This window comes from Streptomyces kryoterrae (assembly GCF_054072135.1).
Window position 1 is genome coordinate 3,301,843 of record NZ_CM133358.1, and the last position, 15,165, is coordinate 3,317,007.

General features: G+C 70.1%; 19 protein-coding genes. 9 read left to right on the forward strand and 10 right to left on the reverse strand.

All coding sequences use genetic code 11. The features are described from left to right. Nucleotides 1–62: 62 nt before the first annotated feature. A complete protein-coding gene (locus ACW4TU_RS13805; protein WP_457428022.1) occupies nucleotides 63–296 on the reverse strand; it encodes a hypothetical protein in 234 nt (77 codons plus the stop codon). A gap of 16 nt (nucleotides 297–312) precedes the next feature. After that, nucleotides 313–1,467, reverse strand: coding sequence for an inorganic phosphate transporter (locus tag ACW4TU_RS13810; RefSeq protein ID WP_457428024.1), 1,155 nt, complete (start codon nucleotides 1,465–1,467; stop codon nucleotides 313–315). A 107-nt stretch (nucleotides 1,468–1,574) separates the two neighbouring features. Between ACW4TU_RS13810 and ACW4TU_RS13815 the strand changes: the two genes are divergently transcribed. Further along, entirely contained in the window at nucleotides 1,575–2,357 is a 783-nt protein-coding gene (locus tag ACW4TU_RS13815) for a VOC family protein (protein ID WP_457428026.1), read from the forward strand. On the opposite strand, the gene ACW4TU_RS13820 is transcribed toward ACW4TU_RS13815, so the two are convergent. The 6 genes from ACW4TU_RS13820 to ACW4TU_RS13845 form a co-directional block, all read right to left on the reverse strand. Beyond that, on the reverse strand, nucleotides 2,354–2,614 hold the full coding sequence (locus ACW4TU_RS13820) for a hypothetical protein (protein WP_457428028.1): 261 nt from the start codon (nucleotides 2,612–2,614) through the stop codon (nucleotides 2,354–2,356). The genes ACW4TU_RS13815 and ACW4TU_RS13820 overlap by 4 nt on opposite strands. Continuing rightward, nucleotides 2,611–2,940: a DUF952 domain-containing protein gene (locus ACW4TU_RS13825; RefSeq protein ID WP_457428030.1), complete on the reverse strand. Its 330-nt coding sequence runs from the start codon at nucleotides 2,938–2,940 to the stop codon at nucleotides 2,611–2,613. Before ACW4TU_RS13825 ends, ACW4TU_RS13820 begins: the two co-directional genes overlap by 4 nt. A 77-nt stretch (nucleotides 2,941–3,017) precedes the next feature. Further along, nucleotides 3,018–3,227, reverse strand: a complete 210-nt coding sequence (locus ACW4TU_RS13830) for a hypothetical protein (RefSeq protein WP_457428032.1) — start codon at nucleotides 3,225–3,227, stop codon at nucleotides 3,018–3,020. Between the two features lie 58 nt (nucleotides 3,228–3,285). Beyond that, complete coding sequence (locus ACW4TU_RS13835; protein WP_457428034.1) at nucleotides 3,286–3,906, reverse strand: GNAT family N-acetyltransferase; 621 nt, start codon at nucleotides 3,904–3,906, stop codon at nucleotides 3,286–3,288. Between the two features lie 177 nt (nucleotides 3,907–4,083). After that, entirely contained in the window at nucleotides 4,084–5,331 is a 1,248-nt protein-coding gene (locus ACW4TU_RS13840; RefSeq protein ID WP_457430079.1) for a family 2 encapsulin nanocompartment cargo protein polyprenyl transferase, read from the reverse strand. Then, nucleotides 5,322–6,728, reverse strand: a complete 1,407-nt coding sequence (locus tag ACW4TU_RS13845; RefSeq protein WP_457428036.1) for a family 2B encapsulin nanocompartment shell protein — start codon at nucleotides 6,726–6,728, stop codon at nucleotides 5,322–5,324. The genes ACW4TU_RS13840 and ACW4TU_RS13845 overlap by 10 nt, the downstream gene beginning before the upstream one ends. A 292-nt stretch (nucleotides 6,729–7,020) precedes the next feature. Between ACW4TU_RS13845 and ACW4TU_RS13850 the strand changes: the two genes are divergently transcribed. The 3 genes from ACW4TU_RS13850 to ACW4TU_RS13860 all read left to right on the forward strand — a co-directional run bounded on the left by ACW4TU_RS13850 (nucleotide 7,021) and on the right by ACW4TU_RS13860 (nucleotide 9,053). Beyond that, nucleotides 7,021–7,254, forward strand: coding sequence for a hypothetical protein (locus tag ACW4TU_RS13850; RefSeq protein ID WP_164322491.1), 234 nt, complete (start codon nucleotides 7,021–7,023; stop codon nucleotides 7,252–7,254). 147 nt (nucleotides 7,255–7,401) lie between these two features. After that, a complete protein-coding gene (locus ACW4TU_RS13855; protein WP_457428038.1) occupies nucleotides 7,402–7,992 on the forward strand; it encodes an N-acetylmuramoyl-L-alanine amidase in 591 nt (196 codons plus the stop codon). 191 nt (nucleotides 7,993–8,183) lie between these two features. Next, complete coding sequence (locus ACW4TU_RS13860; RefSeq protein ID WP_457428040.1) at nucleotides 8,184–9,053, forward strand: 1-aminocyclopropane-1-carboxylate deaminase/D-cysteine desulfhydrase; 870 nt, start codon at nucleotides 8,184–8,186, stop codon at nucleotides 9,051–9,053. A gap of 21 nt (nucleotides 9,054–9,074) precedes the next feature. On the opposite strand, the gene ACW4TU_RS13865 is transcribed toward ACW4TU_RS13860, so the two are convergent. Then, complete coding sequence (locus tag ACW4TU_RS13865; RefSeq protein ID WP_457428042.1) at nucleotides 9,075–10,670, reverse strand: Na+/H+ antiporter; 1,596 nt, start codon at nucleotides 10,668–10,670, stop codon at nucleotides 9,075–9,077. A gap of 94 nt (nucleotides 10,671–10,764) precedes the next feature. Between ACW4TU_RS13865 and ACW4TU_RS13870 the strand changes: the two genes are divergently transcribed. From ACW4TU_RS13870 to ACW4TU_RS13880, 3 genes are all read left to right on the forward strand, one after another. Further along, the gene (locus tag ACW4TU_RS13870) at nucleotides 10,765–11,025 is read left to right on the forward strand and encodes a UBP-type zinc finger domain-containing protein (protein ID WP_457428044.1); all 261 of its coding nucleotides are present in this window, start codon (nucleotides 10,765–10,767) and stop codon (nucleotides 11,023–11,025) included. Nucleotides 11,026–11,326: 301 nt separating this feature from the next. Next, nucleotides 11,327–11,740 (forward strand): ATP-binding protein, encoded by a 414-nt coding sequence (locus ACW4TU_RS13875; protein ID WP_457428046.1) that lies wholly within the window; start codon nucleotides 11,327–11,329, stop codon nucleotides 11,738–11,740. Between the two features lie 17 nt (nucleotides 11,741–11,757). Continuing rightward, entirely contained in the window at nucleotides 11,758–12,837 is a 1,080-nt protein-coding gene (locus ACW4TU_RS13880) for an RNA polymerase sigma factor SigF (RefSeq protein ID WP_457428048.1), read from the forward strand. Between the two features lie 29 nt (nucleotides 12,838–12,866). Here the strand turns inward: ACW4TU_RS13880 and ACW4TU_RS13885 are convergent, their stop codons facing one another. After that, on the reverse strand, nucleotides 12,867–13,313 hold the full coding sequence (locus ACW4TU_RS13885; RefSeq protein WP_457428050.1) for a hypothetical protein: 447 nt from the start codon (nucleotides 13,311–13,313) through the stop codon (nucleotides 12,867–12,869). 170 nt (nucleotides 13,314–13,483) lie between these two features. Between ACW4TU_RS13885 and ACW4TU_RS13890 the strand changes: the two genes are divergently transcribed. After that, a complete protein-coding gene (locus ACW4TU_RS13890; protein ID WP_457428052.1) occupies nucleotides 13,484–14,452 on the forward strand; it encodes a diacylglycerol/lipid kinase family protein in 969 nt (322 codons plus the stop codon). A gap of 319 nt (nucleotides 14,453–14,771) precedes the next feature. Beyond that, a complete protein-coding gene (locus tag ACW4TU_RS13895) occupies nucleotides 14,772–15,029 on the forward strand; it encodes a WhiB family transcriptional regulator (RefSeq protein WP_006380970.1) in 258 nt (85 codons plus the stop codon). Nucleotides 15,030–15,165 lie beyond the last annotated feature (136 nt).

Here is a 15,165-nt window from a genome sequence, read left to right on the forward strand (position 1 = left end):
ACCGTCGGCCTCCTTGGCATCAACATCAGCAGTCAATGGCGATAAACAGTGATCAACAGCGGTCAGTGGAACTGCGGCACGATCAGATAGATGCCGTACGCGACCACGGCCGCACATGCCAGGAAGCACAGCCCCGCCTGGGCGAACCCGAGCGTGTGGGTACCTCCGTCATTCTCGCGCGCGGTCTCGACCCGGGCGAGTCCGAGGACGCCGAACGCGAAGACGACGACCACGGCGACCGTGACCCCGAGGCTCACGGCGGCCACCTGGCCCAGGGCGGTCCAGTCCAGCTTCATGTCGGTTCTCCCTCTCTCACGCGGCCGTACCGACGCTCGTCGGCGCCGTCGGCTTGATGCTGACCTCGTGGGTGTCGTTGACGTTGTGCGCGCTCACCGGGTTGCGGCGCGCGGCGAGGACGATGCCCGCCGCGACCGCGACGGCGACCAGCGCGACGACCACGGTGCCGAAGGTGCCGCCGTACCTGACCGCGCCCGCGGAGACCCCGCCGACCAGTGCGGCCGCGGGCAGGGTGATCAGCCACGCCATCACCATGCGGCCCGCGACGCCCCAGCGGACCTCCGCCAGCCGCCTGCCCAGACCCGCGCCCAGGATGCTGCCCGAGGCCACCTGGGTGGTGGAGAGGGCGAAGCCGAGGTGGGCGGAGGTGAGGATGACGGCCGTGGACGCCGACTCGGCGGCGAAGCCCTGCGGCGACTGGATCTCGGTCAGCCCCTTGCCCATGGTCCGGATGATCCGCCAGCCGCCCAGATAGGTGCCGAGGCCGATGGCGAGCCCCGCCGAGGCGATCACCCACACCGGCGGGCCGGCGTCGTGGCCGAGCGCGCCCGCGGAGATCAGGGTCAGGGTGATGATGCCCATGGTCTTCTGCGCGTCGTTCGTGCCGTGCGCGAGGGAGACGAGGGAGGCGGAGGCGATCTGGCCGACGCGGAACCCCTTGGTCACCGAGTCCTTGCGGGCGCGGGCCGTGAGCCGGTAGGCGAGGTACGTGGCGATCAGGGCAGCGACTCCGGCCACCAGCGGCGAGGCCAGCGCCGGGATCAGCACCTTCTCGACGACCTTGGTGAAGTGCACGCCCTCGGCTCCCGCGCCCACCCACACCGCGCCGATCAGCCCGCCGAACAGTGCGTGCGAGGAACTCGACGGCAGCCCCACCAGCCAGGTCAGCAGGTTCCACAGGATCGCCCCGACCAGCCCGGCGAAGATCATCCCCGGGGTGACGAGCGTGTCGTCGACGATGCCGCCGGAGATCGTCTTCGCGACCTCGGTGGACAGGAACGCGCCGACGATGTTGAGGACACCGCCGATCAGGACCGCTGTTCTCGGTTTCAGGGCGCCGGTGGCGATGGAGGTGGCCATCGCGTTCGCCGTGTCATGGAATCCGTTGGTGAAGTCGAAGGCCAGGGCCGTCACGATGACGACCGCCACCAGGAACGTGATGTGGTCCATGTGTTCGATGGAAGCAAGCGCAGGCGTATTCGCGGCGAACTGCGGGCAAAGCGTGGTCCTTGAAAAACGGCAGGTGCCGTGGAAACCCGCCCCTCTACGATCACCCCATGAGCAACGGCACCGGGAACGAGAGCGGCATCCGATGGACCTATGCCTTCGTCGACCGGCCCGCCGGACTCCTCGGCGCAGCCCAGGCGTTCTGGACCGCCGTCACGGGCACCCGGCTGTCCGGAACCCGGGGTGAGCAGGGCGAGTTCGTGACCCTGCTGCCGGGCGCGGGCGACGCCTGCGTCAAGGTCCAGGGGGTGGCCTCCGGGGTCGGCGGCGCCCATCTCGACCTCGCCGTCGAGGACGTCGACGTCTTCGTCGCATCGGCGTCGGCGCTCGGGGCGACGGTCGTCGGGGCGCACGCCGGGTGGTCCGCGCTGCGCTCCCCCGCCGGGCAACTGTTCTGCGCCGTGCCCTGGCACGGGGAGGCGGTACGGCCCGCCGTGGTGGACGGCAGCCGCCTCGACCAGGTGTCCATCGACATCCCGCCCAGCGCCTACGGCACGGAAGTCGCCTTCTGGGAGCGCCTCACCGCCTGGGACTCCCTCACCGGCTCACTCCCGGAGTTCCACGTCCTCAGGCCCCCGGCCGGTCTCCCGGTCCGGGTCCTTCTCCAGCGCCTCGACACCGACCGGCCCACCGCCTCCGCCCATCCGGACCTGGCCTGCGCCGACATCGGGGCGACCTGCGCCCGCCACGAGGAGTTGGGGGCCACCGTCGTCGCCCGGCACGCCCACTGGACGGTCATGCGCGACCCGGCCGGCGGCACGTACTGCCTCACCGGCCGCGACCCCGAGACGGGCGGGCTGCCGAAGGCGGCGCCCACGAAAAACCCCGCCTAGCGAACGATCGCGTACGCGCACACCACGGCTGTCGGACCGGCCTCCGGCGTCGGCCCCGGGGAATCTCCCGGCGTCGCCGCGCACGCGTCCTCCACGTCCGGCCGCAGCTCCGGTGTCGGATCGCCGCCGCCCGTCCCGTACCTGCCGTGTGTCTCCGGCGGCTGAGCCGAGTCCCGCAGCCACACCGTGAGCGCACCCCCGACGACCACCGCGACCACCCATACGAGCACGGCCCGCCGCCACGCCCCGCGGCTCACCCCCACGCCTCGACGTCCACCACGGCGGTCACCGGGATCGGCCCGTACACGTGCGGGAACTCCTCGCCGCCCGGCTTCGGGGCCTCGTACTTCAGGGGTACGCCGAGCCGCGCGGGGTCCACGACCAGCACCACCAGGTCGTCGGGGCCGTCGTAGGAGCCGTACAGGAAGGCTGCGACGGCCGGGAGCTGGGCGCGGGTCGAGCAGTGGATGAAGCCCTCCTCCTGGAGGGTGCGGCCACGGGTCGACATCTCGTACGTGCCTCGCTCGCGGGCCGCGTCCCAGAGGGAGCGTTCGGTGATGTGGAGTATGTGCGGTTCGGCCATGAACCCAACCTACGGGTCCGGCCGTGCCGCGCGTACCCCCGCCGGTCGGTGCTCGTGGCACGTCCGGCTGCCCGGACTCAGGGGTTCCCCGTGGCGGGCCCGCCCTTCGCCGCCGAACCGGCCGCGGCCTGCGCCTCGGCCTCCGGATCGACGTACGCCTCGCACTCGGTGTTCCGGCACGGCCCGGCGACCCACTTCGGCACCCATGCGCCCAGGGTCTTGTACCGCCGTACCACCGTGGTCACGTGCTGCCCGCAGACGGGACAGTCGTGCTCTTCTCTGCCCATGCCCTCAGGGTATTGCGAGAGCGACCAGGACGCTCCCCACCGGTTCGGAGCTTTCTGGTCAGATCCGGGGTTCGCGCCACATGGGCCACATCCGGGGACCGTCCGGGAGGTCCAGGGGGCGGTCGAGGAGGTCGAAGCCGAGGCCCTCGTACAGCGTGCGGCTGCGGATGCTGGTGGCCTCCAGATACGCGGCCACTCCCTCCCGGTCGCAGCGGTCGAGGACATGCTGCACGAGGGCGGTACCCAGCCCCCGGCCCTGGCTGCCCGGTGCGACCCCGATCATCCACAGGTATTCGTGGGCGCGCCCGGAGGGGTGTATCCCGGCCGTGAGCCGCGCGATCAGTTCGACGCGCTCGTTGTCCGGGTCGACGGCCTCGCGCATCCGGGCGGCGTCGTCGCCCTGTTCCGCGTCCGCCTCGTCTGCCTCGTCCTCCGGGTGGGCGTCGGCGGGGACGGACAGCCACAGGGCACACGCCGTGCCGTCCTCGGCGAGGTCGACGCGGCCCTCGGCGAGCACGATGTCGAGGAAGGCGGCCATCAGCCTGGGATGCGTCTCGCGGCGGTGCGCGGGGTCCGGGAAGACCCAGCCGCTCACCGGATCGTCCTGGAACGCCTCGTCGAGCAGCCGGACGACCAGCTCCCGGTCGTCCTCGCCCGCCGTACGTATCGCCACGCCCATGCCCCGCCCCTTTTGTCTCAACCGCCGTTGATCATACGGCGGTTGAGCCTAGCGGGTACGGAATGTGTGACGGGGCCCGCACACCGTGGGGATGTGCGGGACCCGCCAGACCGGAGCGCCGCGGCGGGGCGCACGGAGTCAGGGCCATACGCCCCAGCCGCGGGTGGCTCCGGGGCCTCAGGTGGTGCGGCGGGTCACGAACTCGGCCAGGGAAAGCAGGCCACCGGCCGCCTCCGGGTCGGGGACCGCGCGGGACAGTTCGTGTATCGCGCGGGCCATCCGGTCGGCCGCCTGGAGCTGCGCCCAGTCCCGGCCGCCCGCCCGCTCGACGGCGAGCACCGTCCGCTCCAGCGCCCCTTCCTGCGCCTCGTCGTACGGAACTCCGTACAACTCGGCCAGTTCGGTGGCCGCCGGTGTGCCGGAGGCCAGTGCGGCGACCACGGGCAGGGACTTCTTGCGGGCGACCAGATCCGCTCCGGCCGGCTTGCCGGTGCGGCTCGGGTCGCCCCATATCCCGATCACGTCGTCGATGAGCTGAAAGGCGAGCCCGGCCTCCCGGCCGAACGCGTCCATCGCCTCGACGTCCTCGGCCGACCCGCCCGCGTACAGCGCCCCGAGGGCGCAGGCGCAGCCGAGCAGTGCGCCCGTCTTGGCCTCGGCCATGACGAGGCACTCGTCGAGGGTGACCTCGCCGGGGCCCCGCTTCTCCATGGCCGTGTCCGCGTGCTGCCCCTCGCACAGCTCGACCACGCAGGACGCGAGCCGGGCGGCGGCGATGGCGGACGCCGGGTGCGGGTCCTCGGCGAGCAACCGCAGCGCCAGGGCCTGCAGGGCGTCCCCCGCGAGGATCGCGTCGGCGTCGCCGAACACGGTCCACGCGGTGGGCCGGTGTCTGCGGGTGGTGTCCCGGTCCATGACGTCGTCGTGCAGCAGGGTGAAGTTGTGGATCAGCTCCACCGCGGCGGCGGCCCGTACGGCCGCCTCCCGCCGGCCGCCGAGTGCCGCGGCGGCGGTCAGCACGAGCGCCGGGCGGATCGCCTTGCCCGCGTTGTCCGCCGCCGGGCTGCCGTCCGCGTGCTCCCACCCGAAGTGGTAGAGCGCGACGCGGCGCATGGACCCGGGCAGCGACTCGATCGCCGCGCGCAGCACGGGATCGAACACGGTCCGGGCCTGCTCCAGGATGAGGGCGGCGTCCTGCCCGTCGGCCCCGCCGGACGCCGCCCGCTCCTCCCCCTTCCCCCGTACACGTACGGGGGATGAGCCCCCCTGCCTCGCGTGCCCTGTGCCCACGGCCGGCCGCTCCCGTCCCCCGGACTCCGGAGATCTCTGCGAAGGCCTCTCCGCCGGACTGCCGATGGGGTTCCGCCTCTCCGGATCCAGGGTCCCGATGGTCTCGGCCGGGCCGTGGGCCCGGGTCACCGCCAGCGGCCGATCTCGACGTTCTCCAGCACGCCGAGGGCGTCCGGCACCAGGACCGCCGCCGAGTAGTAGGCCGTCACCAGGTAGTTGATGACCGCCTGTTCGTTGATGCCCATGAACCGCACGGACAGACTGGGCTCGATCTCGTCCGGGATACCGGCCTGCTGGAGCCCGATGACCCCCTGCTCGGCCTCGCCGGTACGCATGGCGAGGATCGAGGTCGTACGGGCCTCGGTGACCGGGATCTTGTTGCACGGGAAGATCGGCACACCGCGCCAGGTGGGGATGCGGTTGCCGCTCATGTCGATCGTCTCGGGGACGAGTCCGCGCTTGTTCAGCTCACGGCCGATCGCGGAGATCGCGCGCGGATGCGCGAGCAGGAACTTGGTCCCGCGCCGCCTGCTGAGCAGTTCGTCCAGGTCGTCGGGGCCGGGTACGCCGTCGTGCGGCTGAAGCCGCTGGTCGTACTCGCAGTTGCTGAGGAGCCCGAACTCCCGGTTGTTGATGAGTTCGTGCTCCTGGCGCTCCTTCAGGGCCTCTACCGTGAGCCGGAGTTGCTGCTCGGTCTGGTTCATCGGCTGGTTGTAGAGGTCGGCCACGCGGGAGTGGATGCGCAGCACCGTCTGGGCGATGCTCAGTTCGTATTCGCGGGGCCTGGCCTCGTAGTCGACGAACGTGCGCGGGATGTCCGCTTCGCCGTGGTGACCGGCCGCGAGGTCGATCTCCTTCTCGCCGTACCTGTTGGCGCTCTGCTCCGGGATCGCGCTCAGCGCCTGGAGGTGCTCGCGCAGCGAGTCGGCACGCTCGGCGACCTGCTCGAAGTGCTGACGGGAGAGTGTCAGCACGATGCACGTGGTGACCGCGCGGGCCGTGTACTCCCACAGGGCGTCGGGGTCGACGAGCGCCTGGTCGCCGAAGTAGGCGCCGTCGGCCAGCATGCCGAGCTCGGTGTCGTCCCCGTACAGGCCCGTGCCGATCTTCTCGACCTTGCCGTGGGCCAGCAGGAACACCTCGTCGTTCGCGCTGCCGAAGGAGGCGATCTCCGAGCCGGGTGCGAACTCCCGCTGCTGGCAACGCCGGGCCAACTCGGCGAACACCTCCTCGTCCTCGTAGTTCCGCAGCACCGGCAGCTCGGACAGCTCGGCGGGGACCACTTCCACGCGTTCACCGGTCTTCACGAACGTCAGACGTCCGTCTCCCACGGAGTAGGTGAGCCGCCGGTTCACACGGTATGCACCACCCTGCACGTTCACCCAGGGAAGCATCCGCAGCAGCCAGCGTGAGCTGATCTCCTGCATCTGGGGTACGGATTTGGTGGTGGTGGCCAGGTTCCGCGCGGCCGAAGTGCCGAGACTCTGCTGCGGCCTGTCCTGCTCCGTGCGGATCTCTTCGCCTACCGACATAAAGAACTGCCCTCCCATTAACGCGTAATGCGCCGACGCGTCGCCCCCCTCGGGTGTGCTCCGCGTCGGACGCCTGCGCACACCAGCCTTCCTCACTGAGCGTGTCAGTGCTATTACACGAATGAGCGGGAATGGATCATCTCCGGAGTGGGCACACAGGGGTTTTTCGTCAGCTCGTTCGACCTGGCGAACGGGGAATGACTCTTTCGGGGAACTTCAAGATCGGGTCGGCCGTTTGAACAATTGCCGGACAACTTGCCGGACAACGACAAAGACGAACAAGGAGACATCGATGGCAGGCTTTCTGGACCGCGCCAAGGAACAGGCACAGCGCGGCCTGACGCAGGGCAAGCAGAAGCTCGACGAGGTGCAGGCCCAGCGGGCCGGCGGCGACCTGCTCAAGAAACTGGGCGCGGCGTACTACGCGGAGCGACGCGGCAGCGGTTCCCCCGACGCGACGCAGCGGGCCCTGCAGGCGCTGGAGAGCCACATCGCGGTGAACGGGGACTCTTTCCTGCACCAGTGACGGCCTGTGACGCCCTGTCGGCGTCATTGACCGGATCGGCTCGCACGCCGTACGAACGGCTGGCCCCAGACCGTTGGATTCCGGTACAAGCTGCGATATGAGGCGGTCACGACCGGTGGCCGTCGCGCAGCGCGTAAGGAGACGGTCATGGCCCCACCCATGTCCGCTGCCGACTTCCTGGACCGGCTCAGGGAGGAAGGCGTCACCGTCGTCGAGGTGGGCGACTGGGTCCACCACAACCGCAATCACAAGGGTCCCTGGGGCCCGGTCCACGGCGTGATGATCCATCACACGGTGACCGAGGGCAGCGAGTACACGGTGGAGCTGTGCCGTGCGGGATACGCCGAGCTGCCCGGTCCGCTGTGCCACGGCGTCATCACCAAGGACGGCCGTGTCCATCTGGTCGGGTACGGCAGGGCCAACCACGCGGGCCTGGGTGACGACGACGTCCTGCGTGCGGTGATCGCGGAGAAGGCGCTGCCGCCGGACAACGAGGCGAACACGGACGGCAACCGGCATTTCTACGGCTTCGAGTGCGAGAACCTCGGCGACGGGGAGGATCCCTGGCCGCAGGCCCAGCTCGACGCGATCGAGAAGGTCGCCGCGGCGGTGTGCCGCTATCACGGGTGGACGGAACGGTCGGTGATCGGGCACCTCGAATGGCAGCCCGGCAAGATCGATCCCCTGGGCTTCACCATGCAGTGGCTGAGGGAACGGGTACGGGACCGTTTGAAGTAGGGGGTTCCTCGCCCCCGCCGCCCCTACCCGTCCCGTCCCTGGGGGCTGCGCCCCCAGACCCCCCTTCGGCCCTGAAGGGGCCTCGTCCTCAAACGCCGGACGGGCTGAATCAACCTGGCCCGCGGTGAATTCATGCGGTGAACGGGCGGGTGGGCGGGAAACAGGGCCTGGGCTGGACCGACAATGGCCCCGTGCCTCTCCCCACCCCCCTCCAGGAACTCACCGACCCCCGCTTCGCCCGGCGCTCCCTCCGTCTGTTCCTCAAGCGTGACGACCTCATCCACCCGGACCTGATCGGCAACAAGTGGCGCAAGCTGGTGCCCAACCTGGAAGCCGCCGCCGGCCGGCCGATCCTCACCTTCGGCGGTGCCTACTCCAACCACCTGCGTGCCACAGCCACCGCCGGCCGTCTTCTGGGGCTGCCCACGGTCGGCGTGGTCCGCGGTCAGGAGCTCGCCGACCGGTCCCTCAACCCCTCCCTCGCCCACTGCGCGGCGAACGGCATGCGTCTGCACTTCGTCGACAGATCGACGTACCGGCACAAGGCCGACCCCGACATCCTCACCGCCGTCCTCCGGGCGGCCGACGCCGAGAACGCGTACGTCGTACCCGAGGGCGGCAGCAACCCCCTCGCCGTACGCGGCTGCCGGGCCCTCGGTGAGGAGCTGCGCGGCCACGCCGACGTCGTCGCGGTCGCCTGCGGCACCGGCGGAACCCTCGCCGGCCTCGCCGCGGGCCTCGCCCCCGAGCAGCGCGCCCTGGGCATCCCGGTCCTCAAGGGAGGCTTCCTGGACGCGGAGATACGGGCCCTCCAGGACCTCACCTTCGGCGGGCCCCGCGGCTCGTGGACCCTCGACCACCGTTTCCACTGCGGCGGCTACGCCCGTACGACCCCCGAACTGCACGCCTTCGCCGACGACTTCGAGGCCCGTCACGGCGTACCCGTGGAACGTCTCTATGTCGCCAAGATGCTCTACGGACTTGTCGCCCTCGCGGAGGAAGGCGCGTTCGCGAACGGAACCACCGTCGCGGCGGTGATCACAGGCCGCCCGTTCGCGTAGACGGCCGGAACGCGCCTCCCCCTACTCCGCCTCCCTGAACGCCGCCGCCTCCTCCAGGTCAAGCCGTCGCAGCAGGGTCCGCAGCATCTCGTCGTCTATGTGGCGCCCGTCCCGCAGCCGCACGAACACCTCCCGTTCCGCGCTGATCATCTCGCGGGACAGCCGCCGGTAGGTGTCGTCCACCGTCTCGCCGGTCACCGGGTTGACCGAGCCCAGCCGCTCCCAGACGGCGTTCTGCCTGCGTTCCAGCACCATGCGCAGCCGGTCGGCCAGCGGGGGCGGCAGCGTGTTGCTCTCGTCCTCCAGCAGGCCCTCCAGGCGCCGCTGTGCCGCCCTGGACGCCTGCGCCTGGGCGTTCGCCTCCGCGAGCGTCTCGGCCTGCGCGTCCCGCCCGGGCAGCTGCAGCAGCCGGATCAGCGGGGGCAGCGTCAGACCCTGGACGACCAGCGTGCCGATGACCGTGGTGAAGGTCAGGAAGAGCACCAGGTTCCGTTCCGGGAACGCCTCGCCGCCCTCCATCGTGAGCGGGATCGAGAAGGCGACGGCCAGCGAGACGACCCCCCGCATCCCGGCCCAGGAGATGACGAACGCGCCCTTCCAGGACGGGTTCGGTTCGCGTTCCCGGATCCGCGCCGACAGCAGCCGGGGCACGAACGTCCCCGGATACACCCAGGCGAACCGGGTGACGACGACCACGAGGAAGAGGGCGATCGCGTACCAGGCGGCGTCGACCCCCTCGTACTCCCCAAGGCCCTCCAGGACGACCGGCAGTTGCAGTCCGATCAGGGCGAAGACCGTCGATTCGAGAACGAAGGCGACCATTTTCCAGACCGCCTCCTCCTGGAGACGGGTCGCGAAATCGACCTCCCACGCGCGATGTCCCAGATAGAGCGCCACGACGACCACCGCGAGGACCCCGGAGGCGTGCACGGCCTCGGCGACCGCGTAGGCCGCGAACGGGATCAACAGGGACAGCGTGTTCTGGAGCAGCGCCTCCCGCAGGTGCGTGCGCAGCCAGTGGATCGGCATCATCACGATCAGCCCGATACCGACACCGCCGACCGCCGCGAGCAGGAACTCGCCGATCCCGCCCGCCCAGGTCGCGCCCTCTCCCACGGCCGCCGCGAGGGCGACGCGGTACGCGGTGATCGCGGTGGCGTCGTTCACCAGGGACTCGCCCTGGAGGATGGTGGTGACCCGCGACGGCAGCCCGACCCGACGCGCGATCGCCGTGGCCGCGACGGCGTCCGGTGGCGCCACCACCGCGCCGAGCACCAGCGCGGCGGTCAGCGGCAACCCGGGCACGATCAGGTAGGCCGCCCAGCCGACGACCAGGGTCGCAAAGAGCACGTATCCCACCGACAGCAGTGCCACGGGCCGCAGTTGCGCGCGCAGATCGAGGTACGAGCTGTCCACGGCCGCCGTGTACAGCAGCGGGGGCAGCATCAGCGGCAGGACGACATGCGGGTCGAGCGCGTAGTCGGGCACCCCGGGGACGTATGCGAACAGCAGGCCGGCGGCGACCAGCAGCAGCGGGGGCGGGACAGGGGTGCGGCGGCCCGCGGCGGCAATGGCGGCGCTGCCCGCGACCAGCAGGAGCAGTGGCATCACATGCATCGGTTTCGGCCCACTCTCGTTTCCACCCACCCTGACATCCGTGCACTCCGGCTTTCCGCGCGGCCTGCCGCACAGCCGTCGTAACCTGGCAATCATGAAACAGTGCACGCATGCCGACGCGCTGCCGCTCCCGGAACCCCAGCCGAAGAACGAGACCTGTCCGGAGTGCCTGGCGGCCGGAACCCACCCGGTGCAGTTGCGCCTGTGCCTGGAGTGCGGCCACGTCGGCTGCTGCGACTCCTCGCCCATGCGCCACGCGACAGAACACCACAAGGAGACCGGTCACCCGGTGATGCGGACCTTCGAACCCGGCGAGAGCTGGCGCTGGTGCTTCGTCGACCATGTCCTCCTATGACCGCGCGCCCTTGTGAGCAGGGGCATTGGTGACCGAGGGCGTACTCGTGTGACTCTGGATCCGGACGGTTCGACCGTCTGACGTCTGGGTACGTCAACCCGGCGCGCGCTCTTCCCAATTGGGCCCGCAGACCCCTAGCCACTGTGCGTATACACAGGTTTACTATGAGTGACGGCACGGGGCTGGGGTCCCGGGACAGGAAAGCCGAGAGCGCGGTAGCGTCACCGCTGAACCACCTATCGCGTTACCCGGGGGGCGACCCTCGGCCCCCGAAAGAGCTTGTACCACCTTGGAGGTGAGGGTGTCCCAGTTCGCAGGCGAGCCCGCGACCCAGGACTTCGTGGAAGTCCGGCTGCCGGCCGCGGGTGCCTACCTGTCGGTGCTGCGTACGGCCACGGCCGGTCTCGCGGCCCGTTTGGACTTCACCCTCGACGAGATCGAGGACCTGCGCATCGCAGTGGACGAGGCCTGCGCGATCCTGCTTCAGCAGGCCGTGCCCGGCTCCGTACTCAGCTGTGTGTTCCGACTGATCGACGACTCCCTGGAGGTCACGGTCTCGGCCCCGACCACGGACGGTCACGCCCCCGCGCGCGACACCTTCGCCTGGACCGTCCTGTCGGCCCTCGCGGGCCAGGTCGACTCGACCGTCGCCGAGGACAAGACCGTGTCGATCAGTCTCCACAAGAAGCGCGGCGCGGGACCCGGGTCGGCGTGAGGAACGGGGACGGGCCGGTGCGTGACGAAGAGCGAGGCACGGCGGACGACGTTTCCGGCATCGCCGGTATCTCCGGCATCCCCGAGCAGGCCCGGCCGCACCCGGAGGACAACCCCCCGGAGGCCGGCTTCATGGACGACGGGCGGCTGGATCGGGAAGGTGCCGTGCAGAGTGTGCCCCTGGAAGGGCCGAGTGAGGTCTCCCTTGTTCGAGCCGACGCTCGGACTCCGGGAAGGTCGACAGGCGGGACGATGAGCGAGCACGAACGAGACGACGCGCAGGGCGCACAGCAGACGGCGCAGGCCCCTGCGCCCGCGCCCGCGCAGGCCACACAGCACTCCCCGACAGACCGCAGCGGAGCGCGCGCCCTGTTCTACGAGCTGCGCGCGCTGCCGGACGCCAGCGCCGAGTACGCGGAGCTGCGCAACCGGCTGGTCCGTATGCATCTGCCGCTCGTCGAGCACCTCGCGCGCCGCTTCCGCAACCGCGGTGAGCCGTTGGACGACCTGACCCAGGTCGCCACCATCGGCCTGATCAAGTCGGTCGACCGCTTCGACCCGGACCGCGGCGTCGAGTTCTCGACGTACGCGACCCCGACGGTCGTCGGCGAGATCAAGCGGCACTTCCGGGACAAGGGCTGGGCGGTCCGCGTCCCGCGCAGGCTCCAGGAACTGCGCCTCTCGCTCACCACGGCGACGGCGGAGCTCTCGCAACGGCACGGCCGCTCCCCCACGGTCCACGAGCTGGCCGAGAAGCTGGGCATCTCGGAGGAGGAGGTCCTGGAGGGCCTGGAGTCGGCCAACGCGTACTCCACGCTGTCCCTGGACGTTCCGGACACGGACGACGAGTCGCCGGCGGTCGCGGACACGCTGGGCTCGTACGACGAGGCCCTGGAGGGTGTCGAGTACCGCGAGTCGCTCAAGCCGCTCCTCGAGGATCTCCCGCCCCGCGAGAAGCGCATCCTGCTGCTGCGCTTCTTCGGCAACATGACGCAGTCGCAGATCGCGCAGGAGGTCGGCATCTCCCAGATGCACGTCTCACGCCTGCTGGCCCGGACCCTGGCCCAGCTGCGCGAGAAGCTGCTCGTGGAGGAGTAACCCCGAGTAACCGTGCAGCCCTTCGGGGTCTACCGGGGTTCGCCGCCGGGCCCCCGGATCCCGAGGGCCCGGGTCGTCTCCTGGTTCACCAGCAGCACCAGCGCGGTGACCGCCACGACGCCCAGCACGATCCCGCCCGGAATGGCCATGCTGTCGGCCTGGAGCAGGTTGTAGGCGACGGGCAGCGCCATGATCTGCGTGATGACGGCCGGCCCCCGGCTCCAGCTCCGCCGCCCCAGCAGCCCGCGCGCGGCGAGCAGCGGCAGCAGCGCGAGAACGATGAGCGTGACGCCGCCGGTGACGGCCTGCTGCCGGTCGTCCGGATCGCCTGTCAGCCCCAGGACGAGGATGAAGGCCCCGCCGACCATCAGGGCCAGCCCCTCCAGAGCGGCGAGCACGGCCGCCACAGTCAGCCGCAGGGGTCGCGGCCCCGTCGGTTCGAGGATGTCCGGGGCGGGGGTCTGCTCAGCGCTCACCCCTGAAGCGTAGCCCCGGGGCACCCCGGCGCTCGGCCCGCCCCGCACTACCCCGGCGCACCCGGCACTCCCGGGGCGTGCGCCCTGGTGGCAGGACTCACGTCGGCTTTTCTTACTGATCCCTAACCTGCCCTGTGGCCGAGTACCACCCAGTAGGTACCCTGCTTCGCATGCGTGCACTTCTCGTGGTCAATCCGGCGGCTACCACCACAAGCGCACGTACGCGCGATGTGCTGACCCATGCTCTCGCGAGCGAGATGAAGCTCGAGGCGGTCACCACCGAGTACCGGGGACACGCGCGTGACCTCGGCCGGCAGGCGGCGGAGAGCAAGGACATCGAGCTGGTCGTCGCCCTCGGTGGCGACGGCACGGTCAACGAGGTCGTGAACGGCCTGCTGCACAACGGCCCGGATCCGGACCGGCTGCCCCGGCTCGCCGTGGTCCCCGGCGGCTCCACGAACGTCTTCGCCCGCGCCCTCGGTCTGCCCAACGACGCCGTGGAGGCCACCGGCGCCCTCCTGGACGCCCTGCGTGAGGACCGGGAGCGCACGGTGGGCCTCGGTGTCGCGAGAGGCACACCGGGCACCGAGGACGAGTCGGTGGCCGAGCGCTGGTTCACGTTCTGTGCCGGTCTGGGATTCGACGCCGGTGTGATCGGCCGGGTGGAACAGCAGCGGGAACGCGGCCGTAAATCCACCCATTCCCTTTACCTGCGGCAGGTTGTGCGCCAATTCCTGGGAGAGGCCAACCGCCGGCACGGCACGATCACCCTGGAACAGCCGGGCGCCGACCCGGTGACGGATCTGGTGGCTTCCATAGTCTGCAATACGTCTCCCTGGACGTATCTGGGTAATCGTCCGGTGTACGCGTCGCCTAAGGCTTCGTTCGATACCGGGCTCGACGTACTCGCTCTCAGCCGCATGTCGACGGGCGCGGTTGCCCGGTATGGCACGCAGTTGCTCACTTCGTCCCCCGAGCGGGGACCCCATGGCAGGCATGCCACCGCGCTGCACGACCTGACGGACTTCACCTTGCATTCGAAGGTCCCCCTACCCCTCCAGATGGACGGCGACCACCTGGGACTGCGAACGAGCGTGACGTTCACAGGCGTACGCCGTGCACTGCGTGTGATTGTGTGAGCGGAACGGGCTAAAGTCCTTCCACTCGAACGTTTAGACCAGGGTCCACCCCATGGAAGTACGGCTGTGACCGAGCCGACACCGAGGAATCAAAAAAAACTTTCCGGTAGGGGTTGTATCCGCCGCTGAGGTTTGCGAGTCTCTACGTGGCGCTCGGGACGGCCCGCAACACCGGCCACCACAGAGAGCCAGAACCCCTCCTCACCAAAAAGGACCACATCAGTCCGTCTGATGATGGGCCCTTCACTTGTTGAGGGATTCGTGAAAGCGTTCACATTCACAAGCAACGTGCATGTAATACCAAGGAGAGGTAGCAGCCATGGACTGGCGTCACAACGCCGTTTGCCGCGAGGAAGACCCGGAACTCTTCTTCCCCATCGGCAACACCGGTCCTGCGCTGCTGCAGATCGAGGAAGCCAAGGCCGTCTGTCGTCGCTGCCCCGTCATGGAGCAGTGTCTGCAGTGGGCGCTTGAGTCCGGCCAGGACTCCGGCGTCTGGGGTGGTCTCAGCGAGGACGAGCGCCGTGCCATGAAGCGTCGCGCCGCCCGCAACCGGGCCCGCCAGGCAACCGCCTGACAACCCACCCCGTAACAGCCTGAGCTTGGCGGCGCGTACAGCGAGTACGCTTCTCCCGCCCCCGAGCCGCAGCGCGCAGTGACACCGATGCGCATGACAACAAGCATCTGAGCCCCGGACCATCCCATGGTCCGGG